The organism is Algoriphagus kandeliae (genome assembly GCF_004571135.1).
Classification (GTDB): Bacteria; Bacteroidota; Bacteroidia; order Cytophagales; family Cyclobacteriaceae; genus Algoriphagus; species Algoriphagus kandeliae.
This window is the reverse complement of sequence record NZ_SPSB01000002.1, coordinates 586,382-611,951: the sequence shown is the minus strand read 5'-3', so window position 1 is coordinate 611,951 and position 25,570 is coordinate 586,382. Positions and strand designations below refer to the sequence as shown.

Genomic DNA, 25,570 nt, shown 5'->3' with positions numbered 1-25,570 from the left:
ACCACTGACTCATGCTTAAGAAGATTCTTGTTGCTTTACTCATCACCTCATTTCTGGCGGGATCTTGCACCACCCAACCTACACTTTACCTCGATGACCTGACAGTAGAATACCTAGAAGAACCTCTTGGGATTGATGTAGAAAAACCACGCTTTGCCTGGAAACTTATTGATGAAGAATATTCTAGAGGCTTATCTCAGACCGCCTACCAGATTGTGGTTTCAGATGAGGGTCAGGAGGTTTGGAATACGGGCAGAATTGAGAATTCAGAATCCCTTGGCATAGAATACGAGGGAGATCCATTATCTCCAACGACCCGATATGACTTTAGCATCAAAATTTGGACTTCTGACAGTCGTGAGGTTTCCCAAAGCTCCTGGTTTGAAACTGGCTTGATGAATCCTTCTATTGAGGCTTGGAGCGGTGCATCTTGGATAGGAGGCGATGAAATCGATCTTCCTTTCTATTCGTATGCATTGTCGGTATTCAAGCTGGGTTACACTGTTCAATTAGATGAGGAAAGTGGAAGCACAAAAGCCGCCATGGCATTTGGGGGAAATGACCCTCGACTCATGGATAAAAATCTAAATCTTATGGGTGTTGAGGTGAATGAAAATGAAAGCTATTTAAGCCTAGAACTTGATATTTCACCCCTGCTAGAATCTCAAAATGGCCGGGCAAAAGTCAATGTCTATCGAGTTGGTTATACAGAGAAGGATTCTGAAAACTCACCATTGTATGCCATTGATATCCCCTTAAGTCTCGTCAATAAGGGGAATATGTATCAGCAACATTCCGTATTTGCCGACATTGAGTTTGGCCTGTTAACCCTGTATGTAGATGGTCGAGAAGATCAAAATTTATTGAATCCCAAGGGAGCAGGCGGTGGCTTTGGTGGAAATATTGAGACCTATAACCTCAACCCTGTTGGAGAAGGGAATAATTATATCAGCTTCCCTATGGTAGCGGATATTGGGTTTCAAATGAAACCCGGACAGAAAGCAATATTCTCTAACTATGAAGTGACACACTTCAGAGATCCATCAAATGCCTTGGTAAAAGAGCCGGAGTCTGATGAAACATTTTCAGCTTTCATCTCCTCTGATGGCTTTTCCAAATCGGAAAATGGCCTAGAATTAAATGGGCTAGCTAATGGCAATTTGCTTTTGACAAATCCCAGTAAAAATGCCGCACCTATGCTTCGGACTACTTTTGATACGGAAGGAAAATCCATAAAATCCGCCAGAGTATATGCTACGGCAAGGGGTATTTATGAACTCCATGTGAATGGAAAAAGAATCAGTAGCGACTTTTTTAATCCAGGTGTCACTCAATATTACAAACATCATTTGTACCAGACTTATGACATAACAGATAAACTCAAGAATGGAAAAAATAGTCTTGGTGCCTGGCTGGGTGAAGGATGGTGGAGTGGAAACATTACCTACTCCGGAAATAACTGGAATTACTTCGGTGACCGGCAATCCTTTCTCGCAAAAATTGTGATCAATTATGAGGATGGGACAGAGGACATTATCATCACCTCTCCGGAAACATGGAAGGTGAACCCTAATGGCCCGATTCGAATGGGAAGTTTTTTTCAGGGTGAAGTCTATGATGCTAACTATGAGGAATCAATTGAAGGGTGGTCCAGTGCCGATTATGATGATTCTGCCTGGAAAACAGCGTCCATTGTGCCTCTTGAAGGTACTACACCATCTGAACACGACTACTCCAATATGCAATTATTGGGACAAATTGGGCGAAATGTAGCTGCCGTTGATACCCTGATCGCACAAAGTGTCACAGAGGTTCGACCAGGAGTATTTGTGTATGACATGGGTCAAAATATGGTTGGGGTTCCCCAGATTCAGATGTCCGAAACTGAAAAGGGCGAAATTCTGAACTTAAGGTATTCTGAAGTCCTTTATCCTGATCTTGATGAGTATGGATCGAACGTGGGTATGGTCATGATGGAAAATATCAGAGCTGCCCTTACGACCGACCAATGGATAATGAAAGGCGGGGCAGATACATTTCAACCAAGATTTACTTTCCATGGCTATCGATATGTAGAAATCACTGGAATGGACGAAGCTCTTCCTCTTGAAGATGTGAAAGGAATTGTACTGAGTTCAGTTCATGACTTTTCTTCCAGCTACGAATCCTCAAATGAACTAGTGAACCGCCTATGGCAAAACATTCGCTGGTCCATGCAAGGGAATTTTCTTTCCATTCCAACCGACACTCCTGCAAGAAACGAAAGAATGGGATGGAGTGGTGATTTGAATGTGTTCGCCGAAATGGCAACTTATTTGGCGGATATTGGACCCTTTCTCAGAAGGCATATGATAGCAATGAGAGATCTTCAACGACAAAATGGAAGATTTCCTGATGTAGCTCCTGTTACAGGTGGTTTCGGAGGAACTTTATGGGGAAGCGCAGGCGTGAAAGTCCCTTGGGAAAGCTACCAGCAGTTTGGAGATGTCAAAATATTGGAAGAGAATTATCCGGCCATGAAAGCCTATGTGGATTTTCTCATGAGCAGAACTGATCCTGACACAGGAGTTTTGGATGAAGGTCCACTTGGAGACTGGCTTAGTCCTGAAAACAATAAAAATGACAATACACTTCTCTGGGCAGCGTATCAGGTAAGATGCCTTGAAATAGTAGCTGAGACAGCTCAGATTCTCGGAAAAGAAGAGGACTCAAGAAAATATGAAGAGCTAAGAACATCCCGAAAAGCCTTCTTTAATGAAAAATACATTGATCCGGAAAGTCATAAAACCATACATTCGGGTCATGTAGGATTCCGATTTGGGCCACCTCCTTCTGAAAGCGAGCGCCCAAAACCAGGAGATCTAGTGGATACTCAAGCATCTTATGCCATTCCATTAGCCTTTGATGTGATCAATGAAGAACATAAACCTTTTGTTGTTGATCACTTAGTCAATGCTGTAGCTCGAAAAAACACGGATGACTCGGGAGTAGAAAGACCGGAATATTCTCTGATGACAGGATTTATTGGAACTGCTTCCCTGAATGAAGCTTTGTCATCAAATGGTCACCATGAGGAGGCCTATAGACTTCTCCAGCAAAAAACTTACCCTTCCTGGCTTTATCCGGTAATTAATGGCGCAACAACCATCTGGGAGCGATTAAATTCCTACACCATCGAAAATGGATTCGGTGGAAATAATAGCATGAACTCTTTTAATCACTATGCCTTCGGGGCAGTGGGATCATGGATGTACAATTATGTGATTGGAATCCAAAGAGGTGAACCGGGGTTCAAATCCTTCACACTTACTCCTACTCCTGACCCTACGGGAGAATTGATCTGGGCTAAGGGTCATTATGATTCCATGTATGGCAAAATCGAGAGTGGATGGTCCATCGAAGGTAACAAGATGATATATGAAGTGACTGTCCCGGCAAATACCTCTGCCACTTTACATCTACCAGCCATTTCAGAAAGTGATATTACCGAGGGAGGCGCCTCTTTAGATCAGTCAAAAGGTTTGAAATTAACTGGGTATGAGAATGGAAGAGCTATCATCACTTTGGGCTCAGGAAAGTATCGCTTTGAATCGACTTACAGATAATTCTTCATCCTTGGAAAATTTTTAGAACTCAACCAGAAAGAAAAGTCCCTGCCAATTAGGCAGGGACTTTTTTCATTAATAAGACTTTCATTTACAACAACTCATTCGCTAGGTTGGCCAACTCCGATCGTTCACCTTTTTCCAGCTTAATATGAGCATAGAGTGGATGATCTTTCACCCGATCAATCAAATAAGAAAGACCATTGGATTGAGAATCCAAATAAGGCGTATCAATCTGATGCACATCTCCCGTAAAGACAATCTTGGTATTTTCACCTGCTCGAGAAATGATTGTCTTAATCTCATGTGGAGTTAAGTTTTGAGCTTCATCTACGATAAAGAAGATGTTGGATAAGGATCGACCCCGAATATAAGCCAAAGGCTGAATCACCAATTTTTCCTGATTGACGAGTTCGGTGATTTTCTGGTATTCCTTATCGGTCTCCTTGTATTGATTTTGGATAAACTTCAGGTTATCCCAAAGTGGCTCCATATAAGGATTCAATTTAGATTTGATATCCCCGGGCAAATACCCGATGTCTTTGTTGGATAGCGGAACAATTGGTCTTGCCAAAAATATCTGCTTGTAAAAACGACGCTGCTCCAAAGCACCTGCCAAAGCCAACAAGGTTTTTCCCGTACCAGCTACCCCTTGAATGGAAACCAACTTGATATTGGGGTTCATGATGGCATGCAGGGCAAAGGTCTGCTCAGCATTTTTTGGCTTGATATTATAGGCCAACTTCTTATCTACCCGCTCTAGAATATTTTCTTCTGGATTGTAATAGGTAAGGACGGAGTTCTTATTGTTTCGAAGAATGTAGTAGGCATTGGCCTTCCGCTTTCTGGTACCCAAAACCGATTTTGCCTCCACAAAACCTACCTCATAGAGGGTATTGATTGCATCAACATTTACATCTTCGAGAATGTACTTTCCGGTATTTTCCAGTTCATCAATATTCTTGATTTTACCGGTTTCGTAGTCTTCCGCATGGATTTCCAGGGATTTCGCCTTTAGTCGAAGGTTAATATCCTTGGAAACTAGAATCACCCGTCGATTTTTCTCATGCTCCTTGAGGTATAAGGCTGCGTTGAGTATTTTATGGTCATTCTTTTCTTCCCCGAAAATCACATTGGCATTCAACTTATTGTCGGGATTCATCAGAACCTTGAAGTTCCCCTTGGTCTTTCCATTAAGCGGAGTCCATTCGTGGATCATGTGATCCTGTGAAAGCTTATCCAGCAATCGAATAAATTCCCGGGCTTCAAAGTTTTTGGTGTCATTGCCTTTTTTGAACTGATCAAGTTCCTCCAGCACCGTGATTGGAATCACCACGTCGTGCTCGGCAAAATTCATGATGGAGTTGTGTGCGTAAAGAATCACAGAAGTGTCTAGCACAAAGATTTTCCGATCTTTATCGGATTTGGCTCTAGGCATGTGCAGGAAAATGTTAGTGGTAATCGTTGTAATAATTTAGAAAAATATCAGAACCCTTGTACATGATTTAACAATAAATTATGGTTAAACCTTGAACTTAAAAGTCATCTTACTGAGAATCAAAATGATAAAAATGAGTTCCAAGCTTGTAAAGTTGCAAAGTGAAAAGGCTGAGTCACTCACTTTACAACTTTATCACTTTACAACATTTCAACTTTAATCCAATAAAGCTCTAATATCCTCATTGTCGAGGCTTTTCATAAAGCTTTCTTCGCTTCCAATCAATTCACCCGCCAAGGCCAATTTTCTGTCCTGAAGAGCCATGATTTTTTCTTCGACAGATCCTCTACTGATGAATTTGTAAATAATGACCTTGTTTTCCTGACCAATCCGATGTGCCCGGTCGATTGCCTGTGACTCTACTGCTGGATTCCACCAAGGATCCAAAAGGAACACATATTCCGCTTTGGTTAAGTTCAAGCCAACTCCACCAGCCTTCAGGGAAATTAAAAAAACTTTCACTTTGTCATCTTGCTGGAATCGTTCCACCTGCGCTTGTCTGTCCTTAGTCGAACCATCCAAATAGCAGTAATCGATGTTTTCTGAATCCAAATATTCCCGAACAATGGACAAATGCCTTACAAATTGGCTAAACACCAAGACCTTGTGATCTTCCGAAATGGTCGATTGCAGCATGTAGGTCACATCCTCCAATTTCCCTGAATTTCCCTCATAGTCATCTCGAACTAACTTGGGGTGATTTGCAATTTGGCGGAGTTGAGTTAGACCTCGAAGTAAGGTGAATTGCTGTCTTCCCAAGTTGGCAATTGGATTTTCGCCGATGATTTTCTCTCGATAATAGGTCTTAACCTCCTCGTAGACTTTCTCCTGCTCAGCAGTCATCGCAGAGAACTTCACATTGGTGATTTTTTCTGGCAGATCAGTAGCAACTTGGGATTTCAGTCTTCGAAGAATAAAAGGCTTGATCAGCGCATGAAGCTTAGCTGATTTGTCCTTGTCATTTTGCTTTTCAATGGGCTGCAAAAACTGTTTCTTAAAACTATTCTGAGAGCCCAAAAGCCCGGGATTCACAAAATTCATTTGAGACCACAAATCCATGGTTCCATTTTCTACCGGAGTACCCGTCAAGATGAGCTTCTGCTTACTTTTCAGCTTATTGACCGCATTGGCGATGTTACTGCTTGGATTTTTGATTGCTTGGGACTCATCCAAAATCACATAATTGAAATAAAAATCCTTCAAGATATGAATGTCCAAACGGGTAATCCCATAGGATGTCAACACCAAATCATACTCACGGAATTTCCAGGGGTCTTTGATACGTTGAGTTCCGGAGTAAACCAAAATCTTCAGATCCGGACAAAACTTTCTAGCTTCTAATTCCCAGTTGTATATCAGGGAAGTAGGCATCACCAACAAAGAACAGAACCCTGGATTTTCTTCCTTTTCATAAGCCAAAAGAGCTAGGGTTTGAACGGTTTTACCCAAACCCATATCATCGGCTAAGCAGCCTCCAAATCGAAACTCATTTAAAAAGCGTAACCAGTTATATCCTGCTTTTTGATAAGGACGCAGCGTGCCTTCAAAGCCTCTCGGCATCTCATAATCATCGATGCTATCAAAATCCCGAAGTTTTTCGAGTTTTCGACTCAAGCTTAGCTGCACCAAATTCCCTTCCTCTAACTGCTTCGCCAAGGCTAGGTGATGCTTTCGCATGATAACTTGGCCATCGACGGTACCTTCTTCCATGAAAGAAAAAAGCTCGGAATAATTCACAAACCACGAAGCTGGGATTACAGCCATTTCACCATTTGGCAACTCAAATTCGGTCTGCCCTTTCATCACCATCTTTCGGATTTTGGCGAAAGGAACCAAGTAGACACCGAATTTGATCATGGCTTTCACATCAAACCAATCAATGCCCTCATTGACCTCAATGCTGATCTGAGCTTTACCGATGTGGTAGATTTTTCCATCAGGATTGGATCGCTGTTGGATTTTAATATTCTTCTCAGACAACAATTCCTCATTTTCCCCTATCCATTCAAAAGCCTGCGTCTTCGGAAGCTCAACCTTTCCATGGCTCAAATTCAGACCTAATTTCTTGATATAGGAGACGATGGATTTTTCCTTTTGTACGGCCCGAATGGTCTGCTTAAACATAAATTCCCCATCCTTCTCAATCAGAGTAACCGGCTGACTGGAAGCGGCATCATCCGCCTTCCCCAAAGGATAGTTTTCGTCTCCGTATTGGAAACGAATCTCAAAGACGATTTTAGCCTCTTCCCCATTTTCAGCGGCACCTTCAAAAAGACCCTGATCTGTTCCGGCTAAAGTATGAATACGGATAATCGGTTCGGGTTTTCCATGCTCCCGAGAAACTTCAAAACCCCTGGCATCGACCTCATATTGAGTCATCATGGGGGCCATAAATTTCCGGAAATACACAGGCTCCATTTTCTTCTCAATGAGAATAAATTTCTTCTTCAAAAAAGGAAGGAGCTTCATTCCATCCACATGCTTGTGAAAATGATATAGCTTTTGTTCTACTGTAAACCAAGCGGGATCTTTCGCCAATAAATAACCTCCTCTGCCATGAATCAGGACCGACTCTCCCTTGTATTTGATTGTAGGATAGTAGTGAGTATTATCCGGGTTTTTATGAAAATGAAAAATGATGGAAGCAGGCTCTGGCATGACCTCAATTTCCTTCCAAGTAGGGCTTCCATCCGAACCCATTTCAAACAATCTTCTTCCAATTAATTTAGGAAGAATAGCAGAACGTTGACGTTCTAAGCGAATTTCCACAAGGTCTTGAACCTGTTTGTTTTCTGTTTTTGGGTCATAAATCTGCTGCAGGTAATCCTTGGGCCGGACTTTTTTCTTCTGCGGCAAATAAACTTTGATTACCTCCTCAGGCTGCATGGCATCCATGAGCTTAATCAACTCATAGTCCCTTTCATCCAAGCCTGCATCAAATTCCTGAGCATTGGCTGAACTGATATTTTGATATGCCAGCGAAAGCCTGCCTTGCTCATCCAACTGGACTACAAAAGATTCAAACAATAATCCTAAATACTCATGACTGAAAATAGAATATACTATTTGAAATGGCTTGCTGGGATCTACAATCATCTAAATACAATTTTATCAAAAGAACCAAGGCTTTAAATAGTGCAAGCTTCGGCTAATTTAGAAAGGGTAATAGCTCGAAAAATAATAAAAAAACCCTTTTGCATCGCTGTCAAAAGGGTTTTTATTGATGATTTCTAGTAGAAATAGTTCTATTGTTCTAAAGGAGCGCTTTCCTGATGGTGATTTTCCTTCGGTTTCTCCGGGAAAAATTTTCCCTGAAAAATCAAAATAATAGCCACTCCAATAAATATGGCCGCATCGGCAACATTAAAAATTGGCCAAAGGGCAGTATAGGAACCACCCCAAATAGGCACCCATTCAGGTATATATCCTTCCCAAATATCAAAATAAAACATATCCACTACTTGCCCATGTAGCCAAGGTGTCGGTGCATCATATGGAGCATTTCTTAACCAAACTCCATAAAATATAGAGTCTACCAAATTGCCTATAGCACCTCCCAATATCATAGCAATACATATGATATATACCGGATGTTGTTTCTTTTTTATGATATAGTATAGATAATATCCTATACCAAACATGGCGACTAATCGGAAAGAAGTAAGGATCAATTTCCCATACTCTGTCCCAAGCTCCATCCCAAAAGCCATTCCTGGATTCGTGGTGTAATGCAGCTTAAACCAGTCTCCGAAAATTATGATCTGACCTGGGGTACCAAAATCCATTTGGAAGTGAACCAGCATTTTGACCGCCTGATCAATGGCGATTACCAAAAGCGTGATTCCAAAATATTTAAGGTATTTATTCATCTTATTAGTTGCCTTCCGCCTTTTGGACTATAACAGCGATTTCGAAATCATCCATGTCCAAAAGAGTTCCTCCTTTAGCTTCTTCTGTCACACGCAAACTCAGCGCTTGGGTTTCAGATTGAATGTAAGAACCGAAATTTTCTACGGAAGCATCCACCAATGTATTGCCATCAGCGATTTGAATATGAATTTTATCCTGTACTTCCAGCCCCATCTCCTTTCGAAGATTTTGGATTCGATTGACTAGATCACGGGCGACTCCCTCCTGCTTCAAATCCTCAGTCACTGTCACATCTAGAGCTACCGTTACGCCTCCATCAGAAGCTACCGACCAGCCAGGAATGTCTTGTGAAGAAATCAAAACTTCTTCCAAAAGTAAATCCACTGCTTCCCCATCTACATCGATGGATAATTTACCCTCTCGTTCTATCTGATTGATCTCATCCTGACCCCAAGATTTGATAGCAGCAACCACAAAGCGCATCTTTGGTCCATACTTTTTACCCAAAACAGGCAAGTTTGGCTTCACTTCTTTCACCAAAATACCGGAAGCATCATCCAAGAATTCAATTTGCTTGATGTTTACTTCTGTTTTGATCAATTCGGCTACGTGTTCGATCTGCTCCTGTGTCTTTTTGCTGAGCACAGGAATCAAAATACGCTGCAAAGGCTGTCTCACTTTTAGCTTTTCCTTCTTTCGAAGTGAGTGCACCAAGGAAGAAATCGTCTGAGCCAATTCCATGCTTCTCTCCAAGTCTTCATCGATCAAGGATTGATTTGCCGAAACCCAATCGGTCAAATGCACGGATTCTTTGCCACTTTCTCCTGCTTCAGTCAAGTTTTTGTATAACCAGTCTGAATAAAAAGGCGCAAAAGAAGACATCAACTGAGTCAAGGAAAGCAAGCACTCGTATAAGGTTTCGTATGCTGCCTGCTTATCCGCATTCATCTCTCCTCTCCAGAATCGCTTTCGAGCCAGACGAACGTACCAGTTGGACAGTTGGTCCACAGTAAAATTCATGATCGCTCGGGTAGCTCGGGTAGCATCGTATTGATCCATTGCTTCCTCCACTTCCGCGATCAAAGACTGCAATTTGGAGATAATCCACTGATCGAGTTCAGCACGATCTTTCACTACAATAGCCTTGGATGGATCATAGATAAATGCATCCAAATTGGCATAAAGCGCGAAGAAATTATAGGTATTTTGAAGGGTCCCAAAGAAGCGACGCTGCACTTCAGTCACACCATCCAAATTGAATTTCAAATTGTCCCAAGGATTAGCATTGCTAAGCATGTACCAGCGAAGCGCATCCGGACCGTATTCTTTTAGGGTCTTGAATGGGTCAACGGCATTGCCCAATCGCTTGGACATTTTGTTTCCGTTTTTATCCAAAACCAGACCATTAGCGATTACATTTTTGAATGCTACGGAATCAAAAAGCATCACCGCGATCGCATGCAAGGTGAAGAACCAACCTCGGGTTTGGTCTACCCCCTCTGCGATGTAATCAGCAGGAAAATTATGCTTGAAAATGGATTGATTCTCAAAAGGAAAATGCCATTGCGCATAGGGCATGGCTCCGGAATCAAACCAAACGTCAATCAAATCAGGCTCTCGGAACATCTTTTCTCCTTTGGAAGAAACCAAGATCACATCGTCCACATAAGGTCGGTGTAAGTCGAGTTCCTTTCCTTCATAAGGAGATTTTTCCATGAAACCGGCCGCGATGGATTTTTCGATTTCTGTGTTGAGTTCAGAGATCGAACCAATGCATTTTTCTTCCGAACCGTCACTAGTTCTCCAGATCGGAAGTGGAGTCCCCCAGAAACGGGAGCGGCTCAGGTTCCAATCCACCAGATTTTCCAACCAGTTACCGAAACGACCAGTTCCAGTCGCCTCAGGCTTCCAGTTGATAGTTTTATTAAGTGCTACCAGTTGATCTTTGTAAGCGGTTGTTTTGATGAACCAGCTTTCTAATGGATAGTAAAGCACCGGTTTATCTGTACGCCAGCAGTGTGGATAGCTGTGTTCGTATTTCTCAACCTTAAAGGCTTTATTTTCATTCTTGAGAATGATGGAGATAATGATATCCGTGTTTTTATAATCCGAAGCACCTTCATCATCTTCCGTGTAATTCTTCACAAAGAAATCATCTGGGCCAAATTCTTTATGAGCCGTGATTCCATGTTCCTTCATTTTGGCAGCCAAATATTCACCTACTACAGGAAGGAATTTCCCTTGCTTATCCACCACCGGGATGTCATTGCCCAATTCGTCCTTTACAAATACTCCGGGAACATTATTCTGCACCAAAGTTCGGAAGTCATCCGCACCAAAGGCTTTCGCCAAGTGCACGATACCAGTACCATCTTCAGTAGTGACATAATCTCCAGCAACAACGGTAAAGGCAGGATACGGTAGCGCCAACCCTTCGATCGGGAAAAGTTGCTCGTATTCCCAGCCGAGCATATCCTTTCCTTTGAACTCTTCTATGATTTCAAAAGGGATCAACTTGTCGCCCGGCTTATAATCCTCCAATTTCAGATCAGCAGCCTTTGGATTGAGATATGCTCCCATTCGAGCCTTCGCCAAAATCACGTTGACTGGTTCGTAGGTGTAAGGATTAAAAGTCTTAACCTTTACATAATCAAGCTTTTCCCCAATCGCCAAAGCCGAGTTGGATGGCAAAGTCCAAGGCGTAGTAGTCCAAGCCAGGATATAAGTGTTATCCTGATTTTTGAGCTTAAACTGAGCCGTAATGGAAGTATCCTTAACGTCTTTGTAAGTTCCAGGCTGATTCAGTTCGTGAGAAGAAAGACCCGTTCCCGCTGCTGGAGAATACGGCTGAATCGTGTAGCCTTTGTATAAAAGGCCTTTTTCATAAAGCCGCTTCAAGAGATACCAAAGCGTCTCGATGTACTTGCTGTCAAAAGTGATGTAAGGATCATCCAGGTCTACCCAATAGCCGATTTTCTCAGTCAGATCATCCCATTCATTTTTATAGCGCATGACCGTTTCCCGACATCGCTTATTGTATTCCTCCACGGAGATTTTCTTACCGATATCTTCCTTGGTGATACCAAGCTCCTTTTCAACTTGCAATTCTACAGGAAGGCCATGCGTATCCCATCCGCCTTTACGCTTCACTTGAAAGCCCCGAAGGGTTTTGTATCGACAAAAAATATCCTTGAGCGTCCGGGCCATGACATGGTGAATTCCGGGAGTTCCATTAGCCGAAGGCGGTCCCTCATAAAAGGTAAAGGTCTGAGCCCCTTCCCGGTTGGCGATGGACTTTTCGAAGATCTGATTCTCTTTCCAATAGGCCAGTACAGACTCTCCGATATGCGGATAATCTACCTGCTTAAATTCCTGATACGTTTTCACTGCTTCCTGCTTATCGAATTCCTTTTTGAATGGATTTTGGGCGTGACCCCAGCTTTCTGGGGTCGGGCTATCCGCTCTTATCCACCTGCTATGCAGGATGGATACCGCTTCTATCCCTCACGCGGGCCTATGCCGCTCAAAACAAGGCACAAAGATAGCAGAATTGGGCTTTTTGGGGAAAGAAAATGCGAATACCTTTTGGAATTCGCTGGAAGTCAAATGGATGATGCCGAATTAAGAAAAATCAGGATCTAAGAAGACAATAACCTATTGAGCCTTCTTCCCCCCTCTTCTCTGAAAATCAATCGCCTCAATACGTGAGGCAATAAACGGAAAGTGCCTATTTAATATCCGGTCAGTGAAGGCTCTCACTGGGGCAGAAGAAAAGTAAACCTCGCTTTTTTACTCTGATTGTTCCTTCAAAATCTTAACTACCCGATTGTAAACAATCTCGTGTATATTCCATGCATAGCCCCCATTGGTATTGACAAACTGCACCACAACTGCATCGATATCCGGATGGTATTTCGCAATGCTTTGGTAGCCGGGCACCAGGCCTGTATGTTCATACGCATAGATAGAGGAATAAATCTCCTGCTCTTCTTCGGTCAACAAACTCCCATCATTTAAGGCTCGGAGGAAAATTCCGACTTCCTCTGCAGTTGAAATCATCGATCCTCCGGGATGGATAAAATCATTTCCTTTGATGTCCAAAGGATATCCGATAAAGTACCCACTCATGAGTTCGTCCGGATTCACTTCGGAAAGCAGGCAATAGGTTCGTTTCAATCCCAGAGGCTCTAAAATCTCAGTTCGGATAAAGTCATGATGGGAATAACCCAAAGTCTTGTCCAAAATCTCCCCAATCAGGACATAATTGGTATTACAATAGGCATAGTCAGCTCCCGGCTCGAAATCAGCAGGCAAACCATAAATCAGCTCTAAAGCCTGACTGTTTTCGGTAAAAGGATCGCCCCAGGGATAGTCAGGTTGATCAGAAAAATTTGGAATCCCAGAGCGATGCTGAACGAGCATACGAAGCGTGATTCGATCTGAATTCTCAATATGTTTAGATATTTCAGGAAGCAAATCAGCCAAGGTATCATCCAAAGAAAGCTGTCCACTAGCAACCATTTTGCTTACTGCTGCGGCGATATAGAGCTTACTGATACTGGCAATCTTGAAGAGCGAATTTGGGTCAGCTGGGATTTTCTGATCCCGATCTTTCCAGCCTGCGGAATAGAATTGAGGCTCTTTTCCCCCTTGGTCTACATAAACAATGATTCCATCCAATTTATAATCTATCGCCTTATCCACCTGCTCTTGTACCGTATCGGGAAGTGGAGCCAACCAGGCCCGAAGAATAAGCCAAGGCGTAAAGTAAATAGTACAAGCAATAGCAATCAGAGGCATGAGTATTCGGAAAATCGTTTTGGTTTTCATTTGCGTTTTGGATTCATTTGAAAGCCTTGACAAATCTTTAGCAAGAATGAGTTTAGCCTCTTTTAAATCTTTTGAGTTGAAGCACTAACAGAAATACTTTTTGTTGCTGCTTTTTTAAAATCCCAAGAAAGCCCAAATAAAGGCCTGAGGAAAGGAATTCTTCTGATTAAGAATTCAAAAACGACAAAACAGAATCCTGCGGTAAATCCGACGATGCCAATGAATTTAAGCAAAACTGGTAAGTTCAATGGCAAAATCACCCAGGCTGCTGCATGAAGGGCCACCATATGGATGATATAAACTGGATAAGCTGCCTGACTCAAATAGCTAAGCAAAACGCTGGGCTTATTCAAATATTTATATCCAAATCCGAAAATTGCAAATATCCAAGTATTGGACTCGATGGCCAGCAGATAGCCCGGAGCAGCTAAATCAAATACCAGCAAACGAGTTAGATAAAACCCTAATGCCAAAGCTAGATAAGCCCAGCGCCATTTGAGGATTGTTTCCCAAAAGGCCTTTCCACTGTAGACGAGTAGAAACCCACAAAAGAAGGCCAATAGACCAAGAAAGAAGCCGTGCCATGTCAAGGCATACATTTCAAAGACCTGAGGCTTGACCAACAACACTTCCAGTACAAACAACAAAGAAAGCGAAAGCGGACCAAAGGGATTCCCCATAAAAGCTTCCAATTTCCGCTTAAACCGTCCTCTTTCGCTTTTTTTAAGGAAAAAGAAAAGAGGTGTCAATAGCAGAACATAAGCGAAAATATTTCCTAAAAACCATAAATGTGCTGGATGCGGCACATATCCTAAGGGCAAATGGTAGTAGGCCTGGAAAATCAGGAAATGCAGGGGTACAATCGCAACCATCCCAAAGAGGAAAGGAAGCAGGATTCGCTTGCTGCGCTCCATTAGTAGTTGCTTCCAATTTCTCTTTCGGATAGCAAAGTAAACGCCCATTCCAGAAACATAAAATAGAAATGGAATTCGCCAAACATTGAGCAAGGACATAGGTTTCCAAAGTCCTTCCATGAGCTCATTGCTTTTTATAAAGCCCAAAAACATGGCCCATGGCTGAAAGACAATCGCAATGTGGTAGATCAGCAGCAGGGCGATTGCAATCACCCGCAGCCAATCAATATCGTATCTTCTTTGAGTAGTCATGATCGTAAATCAAGAAATGATAAACTATTGAAGCATCATTGCGATGACTGGACGGGTCTTTTCCAGTTGTTCCATATCCAATTCCAATCCCAATGGACCTAATTGCTGCTTCATCATCTCATAGATTGGCTTGACTTCTTCAAAGGAACCCATCACTGTTTCCCGAGGAGTAAATCCGAAATTATTCTTTAGGGTCTTATCCGCATCGGCATCGAGAAGCAATTGGACGATTTCTACTCTGCCGAAGAATGCAGCGACGTGAAGTGGCGTAGCTCCATCATTATTGACGAGCGAAAGGTCTGCTCCTGCTTCGATGAGGGATTTAGCAATTTCAGTTTTTCCAAACGTTATGGCAGAAACCAAAGGAGTGGATCCACTAAATGGCTCCTTTTCATTGATATCCGAGCCTGCGGCAATATGCTGCTTGACTACCTCCAAATTATTGGTCATGACGGCAGTATGAATATCAAGTTGTGGCTTCTCGACTTGTTGGCTTTGCACGGTTTTTTCTTGGGCTTTGGTACAGGCGGGGAATAAGGCTGCCACCAATAAAAGGCCAAGGATGACTTTGAGCGAGTTGAATTTTAACGTTTTCATGATCTTGTTTTTTGTGTGAGAACTTTTTGATTTTTGTTTGAGACAAAGTTCGCACAGACCTAAGGGGCCGATGTAAAAGGCAAGTCGCCAAAAGCATAAAGTATCGTGCAGAAATAAAAATTATGACGCATCCTTATAAACTATGGCGCATCCTGGATAAGAAAGCAGGATAATCTTCGGAAAAACAAGCTTTGGCTTTCAGTAAATTTCCCTACCTTGAATTTTTATTTTTAGCATGGCGGAGCCCCAAAAACATATGGAAGACTTTCTCACGCAGGCCACTGCGATCGTGGTTGAGCGAGCTTCAGATGAGCAATTTGGGGTGTCCGAGCTGGCCGAAGCGATGAATATGAGTCGCTCCAACCTGCTTCGAAAAGTGAAATCGGCAACCAATCTCTCTGCCAGCCTATTTATCCGTCAGGTACGATTGGAAATTGCCATGGAATTGTTGAAGGAAGGGAATCTGAGCGTTTCTGAAGTTTCCTACCGAGTCGGTTTTGGAAGCCCTTCTTATTTCATCAAATGCTTTCGGGAGCACTATGGCTTTTCTCCCGGTGAAGTAGGAAATAAAAAGGTGGAAGAACTCCAAAAACCTGAAAATCCAATTTCAAAATCTACAGCAAGAAACCGATCTCAATATTGGGTTTTCACAGGTTTAGCAGTGATTCTGTTAATAGCTTTGGCCTACTTCTTTTGGCCCAAAAACATCGAAGAGCCATCTCAGGAAGAAAAATCCATAGCAGTCCTCCCCTTTAAAAATGAAAGTGCTGATTCGACCAATCTGTACTTCGTGAACGGGCTGATGGAGTCCACCCTCAATAATCTACAGAAAATCAAAAATCTCAGGGTTATCAGTCGCTCATCGGTAGAGAAATACCGAAATACCAACAAAAGCATCCCTGAAATGGCTGAGGAACTGGGCGTGAGCTACTTTGTCACGGGAAGTGGGCAGAAAGTCGGTGAGCAGGTTTTGCTAAGTATTCAGCTCATCGATGCCACAAATGAGCGCCAAATCTGGGCTGAACAATACAACCGTAGACTGGCTGATATCTTTTCTCTTCAAAATGAAATCGCCACCCAAATCACCGATGCGATCAAGGTAATCGTGACGCCGACCGAACTCCAACAAATTGAAAAGCGGCCAACGGAAAATCTTCTAGCCTATGACTATTACTTGCAGGCATTAGAGCCCTATCACTCTAGGACCGATGAGGGGCTTCAAAGAGGAATCGAACTCTTCGAAAAGGCGATTGAGCAAGACCCTGAATTTTCCCTGGCTTATGCCCACGTGGCTATTAGTTACTATTTATTGGAGATGTTTCGGTCGGAAAAGCTTTACACCGAAAAAATCAATTTCTATGCCGACAAAGCTTTGCTTTACGACTCAAAATCTGCTGAAAGCCTGACTGCAAAGGCTTTTTATTATATCCAAAGTGAGGATTTTTCTTTAGCTCTTCCTTATCTACAGAAGGCCCTGGAGTACAATCCTAATTCTTCCCTGGCAATTCAAATGCTAGCAGATTTCTATTTTCGCTTGGCACCCGATACGGAAAAGTACTTGGAATATGCCCTGAAAGCAGTCCAGCTCCAAGTCGCAAGCGGTGACTCCACTACCCAAAGCTACAGCTTTCTACAGCTCGCCAATGCCCTGATGACAGCTGGATTTGTGGAGCAGGCTAGGGAGTTTATCGATCGTTCACTCGTTTATGATTCCACTAATTACTATGCCCCGCACCTGAGAGCTTACATCCTTTTTGCCGAAGAGAAGGACAATCAAAAAATGCTTCAACGCTTGATCAAGGAATGGAAAAAAGACCCCAGCCGTCTTGATATTTTACAGGATATCGGGAAGTTCTTCTATTTGGAAAAGAAATATGATAGTGCTTTTATGTACTATCGCCAATTTGTGGAAGCTCGAGAGGCGAATGGACTGGCTATCTATGAATTGGAAAATTCAAAAATTGGATGGGTTTACGAGAAAACCGGAAACGTCCAAGAGGCAAAGAAGCTATATAAAGAGTTTGCAACTTTTGCTGAATCAGATCAATCTATCTATCGAAATATCGCTCTTGCCACCCAATCTGCCCTGGATGAAAATTGGGTAGAAACCGTGGAATATCTAGAGGCTTTTGCTCAGGAGGAACATTTCCAATATTGGTTTTTGTATTTGGAGGATGAACCTTTATTTGGACCTATCCGGTCAAGGGCCGACTTTCAACAAGTCATGGAAAAAATCAAGTCTGATTTTTGGAAACAGCATAATGAAATCAGGGCAAAGCTTTCTCAGGAAGGATTGCTCTAATATTTTCTCCAAAAAAGAAAAGAGGTCCGCCGAAACAGCCCCTTTCCCAATAAAATAGTGATAAGGTCCGTCAAAAGCTTACCTTATAAATTCCACCCAAAGGCCCTGCAACCTGGACTCCTTGACTGGTCATCGGAGTACTGACCAGAAAATAAATGCTTCCATCTTTATCCACACCCATGATCTTATTGAAGGTCTTTCTTGAACTCACATAGTAAGTAGTCCCCTGGTACTCAAAAGTTTGCTTGATCCTGAAGCCTCCTTTCTTTTGGAAGTTACCCGTGGCTCCCTGCTGAACGCCTAAGGTGTATTCGAATTGAGGATAGTTGGCTACATTTCCTTCTGCTCCTCCAAATAATCCATAAATATCTCCTCCAGTCTGATCAAGCCCCACCGGCTGGGTTAGTGCCTGTCCTCCGACTTGCATTCCTGAAAGTGTAGCACCCATGGCAATTTCACCCGAAGCTTCAGTTCCGTTGATCTCATGATATTTCAAGGAGTTCAGGGTATTGTCGCGAACCAATCGAAAGCTATTTTCACCCATAGGGATGATGAAAGTGGCCAATCCTCCGGTCATGTCTTCGATGAGCAGATTCCGGTTTGCCAGATTTTCGTCATAGGCTGCCAAATGGTATCCAGATGCAAACTCTGGTATGTAGATACTCTTATTCGCTCCAACAAAAATCCCATTTAACCCTGCCCCGTTGTTGAATTTGGAATTGCCCAGCATGGTAACCGCTTTAGATTCCAAATTCATCTTGAATACATTATTTGGTGAAAGAGGAAGGCCAAACACGCTTTTGATTCCATAAAGGTTTCCGTCAGGCGCCGCAAAAATGGTTTGAGGAATGGTGAGCGCATTGATGATCCCGATTTCACTCCGGAAAATTTCATTGCTGGTGTCCACGACTTTGGTAATGGATTTGGTGGATAGATTGATAGATACCAAGCCCTTTTCACCTACTGCATAGAGGATATTTTTTTCCTTATCTATTTCCAGATTCCAGAATGGTCCATATTCGTGGCTATTGACGATGACCTCCTCAAAGGTCAACTCGCCGGAAATGACCTCAAAAATTTCATTGATTGGAGGACCTACATTGACGGGTTCTGCTGTGATGGTCAGTTCGGGACCTTCTACCGCCGGTTTTCCTTTTCTAGATACGGTGATACTTCCTGTATCTGTTCCTTCTGGGATTTTGAAAACTATTTTGGTCAAAGTGGCAGAAAGAATTTCCATCACTTTTTCTCCAACTTTGACCTCCAAAAGACTTGCATCCGCATCAAAATGCTTCCCATTGATGACGACTTCTTCCCCCAACTTTGCAGCGTTTTTGTCTACTGACTCGATAATCGGCTCGTAGAAAAAGGAGCCGCTTTCTGCAGATGCCCCCAATACGGTCAGGTAAAACTTACCATGAGTCCCGTTTTCCGGAACGGTCACTTTGAGCTCTGTAGCGCTTGCACTTGTAAGTTCTCCCAAATCCAAATCACCCAATTTGAGTGAGTTCTCACTTTTCAGGGCACTAAAACCCGTTCCTTTGATCGTCACCTCCATGCCTGCCGGTCCATAGTCTGGACTTATCGAAGTGATGGAAAGATTCGAAGCCGGAGAGTTTATCTGAGAGCGTGGCCGCTGAATAGATTTATAGTCTTTGATTTTGGCTGAACCCTTAGAAGTAAACGTATTGCCCTGTGCGTCCTTGAATATGACTTCCCATTCGAAGGTGAGATTGTCTCCATCGATTTTGATCACAATCTTACCCGAAATAGCAAAAAAGGTATTTTGAGAATTGGCATATTTGACAAACGAAGGCGGTGTATTGGCAATGCGTTTGTTATCCTTGGATTCATTTTTTCTCAAGCCAAAGGAACCCAAACCCATTACTGCGGGAAATTCTTGACTCAGATTGACTGTGCCGTCTTTTACTTCATTGATAAAAAAGGTTAATCGCTCACTATTGGGAAGTTGAGCACCGACCTCCAAGGCTCCGGTAATTTCTCCCTGATCAGAAAAATAGGTGCTTTGAATTCCGGCTGTTCCGATAGAAAGACTTTGTCCAGCCAAATCTCCCTCAAGGCTCGAGGTAAATGAGTCAATGGGTTGAGGGTCTTCGGACTCCTCTTTACAAGATTGGAAAACCAGAAAAAGGAAAAGTAGAGGTAAGACTATGTTTTTCATAAGTATTGAATCTTAATTATCGCATGATATTGACATCGGTAAACTTCCCGTTAGTAATTATGACTTCAGAACCTCCACCTGTAGCTGGCTGAGCCACGAAAGAAAAAGTGCCTGAAACCTTATCGTTATCAAGCTTGGTAATGGTGAGCGTCCCTGAGCTAGCCGTGTGAACCACCTGATTAGCAGTAGTCCAAATGCCCTTTCCTGCCAGATCAAAATCCCCCGTGCGCTCAGCATCCAATGTCAATGCTAAACTGGAGCGGTCAGTTGAACCGGCGGCAATAGCAAAAGCCGTAAATCCACCCACCGAGGTGATTCGACTATTTCCGGCTCCTCTCCAGGCCTCTCCATCGATTGAGGCTTCGACATTGAGCGAGCCCTGAGGGATTTTATCGTCCTTGTCCGGACAAGCAAAAAAAACAAAAGCCAGGAGGCCAAGTAATAGGGATCTGAGTTTCATGCTGCGTTTTTGATTGCAAGTTGTTTTTAAAAAGTGCTAGGGTAAATACCAAGAATCGGGTATTTGGCATCCGTGCCAATGGGTATATTATTTGGTTTGGAAGGGATAGAGCAAGCAATGGGAAACGCTGTTTTCAAAATTCTCCTACTTTTCCCGAAAGTACGCCCACATCATTATTTGAAGAAAAAACTGAACCTTTACGCTAAAAATGGTTTGATTAAATAATCAGTGAAGTTACTTTGTGAGAATAAAATACCTCCATTGAAAAAACTCTACAGCATTTCTTTCCTCTTTATTTTTTTGGTAGTCACATCTCTGGCTTTAGGCAAGCAACAATCAAGAGCTGATAGCTTAGAGCAAGTTTTTCAAAATCAGAACCTCTCTGATTCTATTCGCTATCGAGCCATTCAGCAACGTACTTTTTCTATGATTTTCAGTGATGGAGAAGAAGCCAAACCCAAAATTCAAGAAGTCCTGAAAATGGCTGAAAAGGAGTTAGGCAAATCCCGCATTTACTTTGAAATCCTTCAAAATCTCGGCATCTACTACGATGTCCATCAGCAGACAGACAGTTCGCTGATTATTTTTTCCCAAATACTCGAAGAAAGCCAAAAACAAGGATGGAAAGCTTTGGAACAGCGGTCATTCAATAATTTAGGGATGAATCGGCTCAACTCTTCGGACTACAAATCAGCCATTGATTATTTCTCCAAGTCACTGGAGATCAGCCGAAATGATCCCAATGCCCTCGAAGCTAATTTTGTGAGCAGTATTTCGAATCTTGGGCTTGCCAATCAGGAACTCGAACTTTACGACCAAGCTATCAAGTATCATCTGGAAGCTTTGGAAATCCGGGAGCGATTAAAGGATCCAAATGGAATTGCGATTTCATCTGCAAATCTGGGTATTTGCTACAGGCTTATGGGAGAAGAGGAGCGGGCTGAAAAATACTATCAACAAGCCATTGAAAATGCCAAAACTGCTGAAAATAAGGTCCTTTTTCACCGAGTGCATGACAACCTCGGAGCTCTTTATATAGGACAAAAAAACTATGAAAAGGGACTACTGATGCTAACTATCGCCTTGGATGACTCGGACGGCTTTACTCCTGACCCCAAAATGGAACTCAGCATCGTAAGTAATGCGGCCACAGGGCACATTGATTTGGGGCAAACAGATAAGGCACTGGAATTTGCCAACCGAGGGCTTCAGGTATTGGATGAAAACCCGGAGCTAGTTAATTACTCCTTAACCCTGAAAAATGCCTTAGCAAAAATTTATTTCAGAAAAGGAGACTTTGAGAAAGGAAATGCCTACTTGGAGGAATATGTAGAATTGAACAAGAAAGTTTTCAATGAGGAAAACGCCAAACTTCTGACAGATTTGCAAGTACGATATGATCTGGAAAAGAAGGAAAATCAAATCGCTTTGCAACAATCTGAAATCTTAGAGCAAAGTGCTATCCTTCAAAGAAATTATTTTGGCTTTGCCGCCTTGGGCTTACTCTTGCTTATGTTGGGTGGTACTTTTGTTTTCTATCAAAAACAAAACAAACGAAAGCAAGATCTTCTTTTAAAAGACCGGAAGCTGAAAGTCAATGAAGCCTACATCCAAGCCTCAATCGAATCTCAGGAACAGGAACGCCGGCGCATGGCTCAAGACCTTCATGATGGATTTGGGCAATATATTTCAGCCCTTCGGATGTATGTCTCCCAACTCAAAAGCAATCAGGCTCAGGAAGAATTAAAAACTGAACTCGTCAGCCGAACGGATTTAGTTTTGGATGAAATGTCCAAGGAAATCAGCAATGTGGTCTATGACCTCATGCCGGCTACATTAATCCGCTTTGGGTTGATACCGGCCTTGGAGGATTTAGCTCATCGCATCAATGCAGGTCAAAAAGTCCACCTCGATATTTCGACAGAAAACCTTCCCAATCGAATGGATGAACTAGTCGAAATCAATCTTTTCAGAATTTGTCAAGAATGGATCAATAATGTGCTCAAGTACGCCCAAGCCCATCAAATCTCGCTCAGAATCTCTCAAAATCATGGAACTGCCCAACTTCAAATCTTGGATGATGGGAATGGTTTTGATGCAGGTATTTTCAAACAAAGCAAGCGAAACGGCTGGAGAAATATCACCACGCGCACAGAGCTGCTTAATGGAAAACTGGAACTATTTACCCAGCCAGGACAGCAGGGGACAGAACTTTTAGTTACTTTTCCGTATGTTCAACACCCAAATTAATTTGATTTTTTTCTATGAAAATTCTACTTGTTGACGACCATCAAATTCTATTGGACGGCCTGAAGTTCTTGCTTCAAAACCAATCCTTCGTTAAGCAGGTACATGTCGCTTCCACCGTGGAGCATGCGCTAATTCAGATCCAATCAGAAGTACCGGACTTGATCGTCTCGGATATTTCTATTCCAGAAATTGGGGGGATTGCTTTTGCGCAAAAAGTCAAGGCTCTCTTTCCTCAAACTAAATTGATTTTTCTGAGCATGCACGAAGAACCTTATCGGGTCAAAGAAGCCCTTTCCACAAATGCAGAAGGGTATGTTTTGAAAAAAGCTGCTCACGAGGAATTGCTTAAAGCCGTGAGGGAAGTAGCAGGGGGAGGTTTGTATTTCAGTACAGAAATCCAGAAAATCCTGATTCAGCGAATGCGCTTTCCAGAAGATGAGCGAATCTTGACTGATCGTGAAAAAGAAGTACTCAGATTGATTTTTGAGGAGTATTCGAATAAAGAAATCGGTGAAAAACTCCATATCTCTGAGCGTACAGTAGAGACCCACAGGAAAAACATCTACCAAAAAACAAAGACCAACACCTTGGTTGGTCTTTTGAAATTTGCCCTAGAAAATAACCTCGTGTGAGGAATGGTCTAGTGTCTATTCCTGAGTCAACTCGAAGAAATTAGAAATACCTGTATCAATCATGTCCTTCATAGCTCCCGAGGCAAACTGAACATAAGCATCTCGGTCACAATCGGCAAAATGGGAAGCAACAGTAGCCTGGTCTCCGGAAGTCATAACGAGTTGAGTATAGCTTGTTTTGGAAAACATATCTGTTTGTGCTTGGGTGACTTCCTTTATTTTTTTGTCTTTAAATACCCCTTCTGCAAACACTGCTTTTTTAGGTTCGACTTTAGCGTTGAACAGTGGACTACTTCCTATGTCCAAGCCGGAAACGAATCGAACTTGAGTAGGAATCACAGAAGATCCAAAGTTGGAGATCGACCTGTTATTTTCACTTGGGTCCAGAAATGGATCTATTCGATACCCGATTGTTGCTTTTACAGATGAAGAATTAGTCCATACAGAGGCATCTGCATCAAGATTTACAAAAGGAAAGGCAAAAGTCACATCTGCGATAAAAGCGTTCTCTAATTCCTTTGAAATTTTTGGAGTAGGGTCCACAAGCCCTCCACCTTTTTTCTCTTTCCCTTCTTTTGTTACCGATTTCACTAAATATTCATATCCCGTGGGAGTTACCATGATATAACCTTCAACTTGGGAATCCGAGGAAGCCCCCCCTCTCATTTTGGTCCATCCTTGATAGTACTCAAATTGGCTTGCTTCATCGGCTGTCATGATCTCAAAGCCTTGACTTTTCAATTGATTGACAAAAGATTCATAGGCTTCATCAATCATTTGTTGAAAATCTGGCACATCAACTCCCTGTATCTGAACTCCCATTCTGGTAGAAGTTCCAGAGGTGAATGTGGTACGATTTGCTCGCTCTTTCTTAGATCCGGAGGTTTTGGCTGAAGCCTCTTCAAATACTTCAAAATATGCGTTAAAGGATCGGATAAAAACTTTTTTAGGAGCCTTGCTACCTTGTTTTTTCTTATTATAACTGGTGATTTTAAGGTCTTTTTCAGAAAAAACAGACCCAGGCATAAATTCTACAAATAGAAGCAGGAAAATTAGTAATAGACTTTTCATAAGATTATAAAGAAATACAGCTTGCAAGTTGACCTACTTTTTATTCGAAGGAAATACCAAAAAATGCGGGTTTTTTATCCGTACCAGCACGGATACTTAGGTACAATTCAAGGAATGAAATCGGCTTTACTTTTTAGATTTAGCTTAAGAATGAAATCTCTTGATAAGCTGGGTTTTAGCTGATAAAAATCAACTTTTCAACTCACTTTCCTCACGCCCAAACCTGATGTAGTTTTGTAATTTAGGGCATTACCAAACATCCCTATGAGATGAAGACTGGAGCCAAAATTCTGCTAATGACCGATTTTTCGGAGGTAGCTGGCTATGCCACTTTCTTCGCAAAAGAAATCGCCAAAAAAGTCCAAGGAAAGGTAGAAGTAATGCATATCCTGACCACTCCGGTGGACTGGGTTAATTTAGAAAAGGAAAAGGAACAGTTTTACCCTGAAACTTTACAGGAAATTGCTACTGCTAATGCCAAATTATTTGCCTTGGTAGGTGAGTTCGAGCATTTGGGAATTTTGGCTACTTCATCTCTGGTTTACAGTTACGGCTCCGAAACTGTATTTGAACATGTGATTAACTCCAAGCCTGACATGGTAATAATGGGTTCTGAAGGTCGGGGATCAAGGAAACCTTTCTACATGGGGTCCTATGCTCAAAAAATGCTCCGGAATATCAAAATCCCATTGCTTATCGTAAAGGATGCCCCTATAAGACCGGAGATCAAAAAGATTGCTTTTCTGACTACCCTAGAGGAAAATCAAAAACCAGTTCTCAAAAAATTACAGACCCTTTCGAGCTTACTTGGAGCTCAGATCGATCTGATTTTTGTCAATACACCTTATAATTTTTATGAGGATCAAGAATCTGACGAACGATTTGAGGATATGAAAGACGGGGATTCCTCCATTCAGCAATTCCTAACCAATGCTGAAAATCCGGAGAACGGAGTAATGTATTACGCAGAACGAAATCATCCAGATATATTGGTATTGGCAAAATCTGAGAAGTCAGGAATCACCAAATTCTTCACGCCCAGCTTGACAGAGAATTTGGTTCGTGCTCACAACTTCCCGATTTTATCGATCTGCTTAGAATAGAGCT

Annotated in this window: 15 protein-coding genes; 5 read left to right on the top strand and 10 right to left on the bottom strand. The window is 42.3% G+C overall.

Annotated elements, in window-relative coordinates:
* Positions 1-11: 11 nt before the first annotated feature.
* Positions 12-3,605, top strand: a complete 3,594-nt coding sequence (locus E4S40_RS07260; protein WP_135072675.1) for a family 78 glycoside hydrolase catalytic domain — start codon at positions 12-14, stop codon at positions 3,603-3,605.
* A gap of 91 nt (positions 3,606-3,696) precedes the next feature.
* On the opposite strand, the gene E4S40_RS07255 is transcribed toward E4S40_RS07260, so the two are convergent.
* From E4S40_RS07255 to E4S40_RS07225, 7 genes are all read right to left on the bottom strand, one after another.
* Positions 3,697-5,043, bottom strand: coding sequence for a PhoH family protein (locus E4S40_RS07255; protein WP_135072674.1), 1,347 nt, complete (start codon positions 5,041-5,043; stop codon positions 3,697-3,699).
* A gap of 216 nt (positions 5,044-5,259) precedes the next feature.
* Positions 5,260-8,199 (bottom strand): DEAD/DEAH box helicase, encoded by a 2,940-nt coding sequence (locus E4S40_RS07250; RefSeq protein WP_135072673.1) that lies wholly within the window; start codon positions 8,197-8,199, stop codon positions 5,260-5,262.
* Positions 8,200-8,348: 149 nt separating this feature from the next.
* Positions 8,349-8,972 (bottom strand): lipoprotein signal peptidase, encoded by a 624-nt coding sequence (locus E4S40_RS07245; protein ID WP_135072672.1) that lies wholly within the window; start codon positions 8,970-8,972, stop codon positions 8,349-8,351.
* A 4-nt stretch (positions 8,973-8,976) separates the two neighbouring features.
* The gene (gene ileS, locus E4S40_RS07240) at positions 8,977-12,360 is read right to left on the bottom strand and encodes an isoleucine--tRNA ligase (RefSeq protein WP_135072671.1); all 3,384 of its coding nucleotides are present in this window, start codon (positions 12,358-12,360) and stop codon (positions 8,977-8,979) included.
* Between the two features lie 402 nt (positions 12,361-12,762).
* Positions 12,763-13,803, bottom strand: coding sequence for a serine hydrolase domain-containing protein (locus tag E4S40_RS07235; protein ID WP_135072670.1), 1,041 nt, complete (start codon positions 13,801-13,803; stop codon positions 12,763-12,765).
* 62 nt (positions 13,804-13,865) lie between these two features.
* Positions 13,866-14,969 carry an acyltransferase family protein gene (locus E4S40_RS07230; RefSeq protein WP_135072669.1) on the bottom strand — a complete coding sequence of 368 codons (1,104 nt, stop codon included), beginning with the start codon at positions 14,967-14,969 and terminating at the stop codon, positions 13,866-13,868.
* Positions 14,970-14,993: 24 nt separating this feature from the next.
* Complete coding sequence (locus tag E4S40_RS07225; protein WP_135072668.1) at positions 14,994-15,566, bottom strand: ankyrin repeat domain-containing protein; 573 nt, start codon at positions 15,564-15,566, stop codon at positions 14,994-14,996.
* Between the two features lie 256 nt (positions 15,567-15,822).
* Here E4S40_RS07225 and E4S40_RS07220 point away from each other — a divergent pair, with 256 nt between their 5' ends.
* Positions 15,823-17,868, top strand: coding sequence for a helix-turn-helix domain-containing protein (locus E4S40_RS07220; protein WP_237563144.1), 2,046 nt, complete (start codon positions 15,823-15,825; stop codon positions 17,866-17,868).
* Between the two features lie 70 nt (positions 17,869-17,938).
* Here the strand turns inward: E4S40_RS07220 and E4S40_RS07215 are convergent, their stop codons facing one another.
* Together E4S40_RS07215 and E4S40_RS07210 are read right to left on the bottom strand one after the other, a co-directional pair.
* Entirely contained in the window at positions 17,939-20,050 is a 2,112-nt protein-coding gene (locus tag E4S40_RS07215) for an IPT/TIG domain-containing protein (protein ID WP_135072666.1), read from the bottom strand.
* A gap of 16 nt (positions 20,051-20,066) precedes the next feature.
* The gene (locus tag E4S40_RS07210) at positions 20,067-20,510 is read right to left on the bottom strand and encodes a DUF6252 family protein (protein ID WP_135072665.1); all 444 of its coding nucleotides are present in this window, start codon (positions 20,508-20,510) and stop codon (positions 20,067-20,069) included.
* Between the two features lie 261 nt (positions 20,511-20,771).
* Here E4S40_RS07210 and E4S40_RS07205 point away from each other — a divergent pair, with 261 nt between their 5' ends.
* Both E4S40_RS07205 and E4S40_RS07200 read left to right on the top strand, forming a co-directional pair.
* The gene (locus E4S40_RS07205) at positions 20,772-22,760 is read left to right on the top strand and encodes a tetratricopeptide repeat-containing sensor histidine kinase (protein WP_135072664.1); all 1,989 of its coding nucleotides are present in this window, start codon (positions 20,772-20,774) and stop codon (positions 22,758-22,760) included.
* Between the two features lie 14 nt (positions 22,761-22,774).
* On the top strand, positions 22,775-23,392 hold the full coding sequence (locus E4S40_RS07200; protein ID WP_135072663.1) for a response regulator: 618 nt from the start codon (positions 22,775-22,777) through the stop codon (positions 23,390-23,392).
* Between the two features lie 15 nt (positions 23,393-23,407).
* On the opposite strand, the gene E4S40_RS07195 is transcribed toward E4S40_RS07200, so the two are convergent.
* The gene (locus tag E4S40_RS07195) at positions 23,408-24,463 is read right to left on the bottom strand and encodes a hypothetical protein (protein WP_135072662.1); all 1,056 of its coding nucleotides are present in this window, start codon (positions 24,461-24,463) and stop codon (positions 23,408-23,410) included.
* 269 nt (positions 24,464-24,732) lie between these two features.
* On the opposite strand from E4S40_RS07195, the gene E4S40_RS07190 reads away from it, so the two are divergent.
* Positions 24,733-25,566, top strand: coding sequence for a universal stress protein (locus E4S40_RS07190; RefSeq protein WP_135072661.1), 834 nt, complete (start codon positions 24,733-24,735; stop codon positions 25,564-25,566).
* The last annotated feature ends 4 nt before the right edge of the window (positions 25,567-25,570 follow it).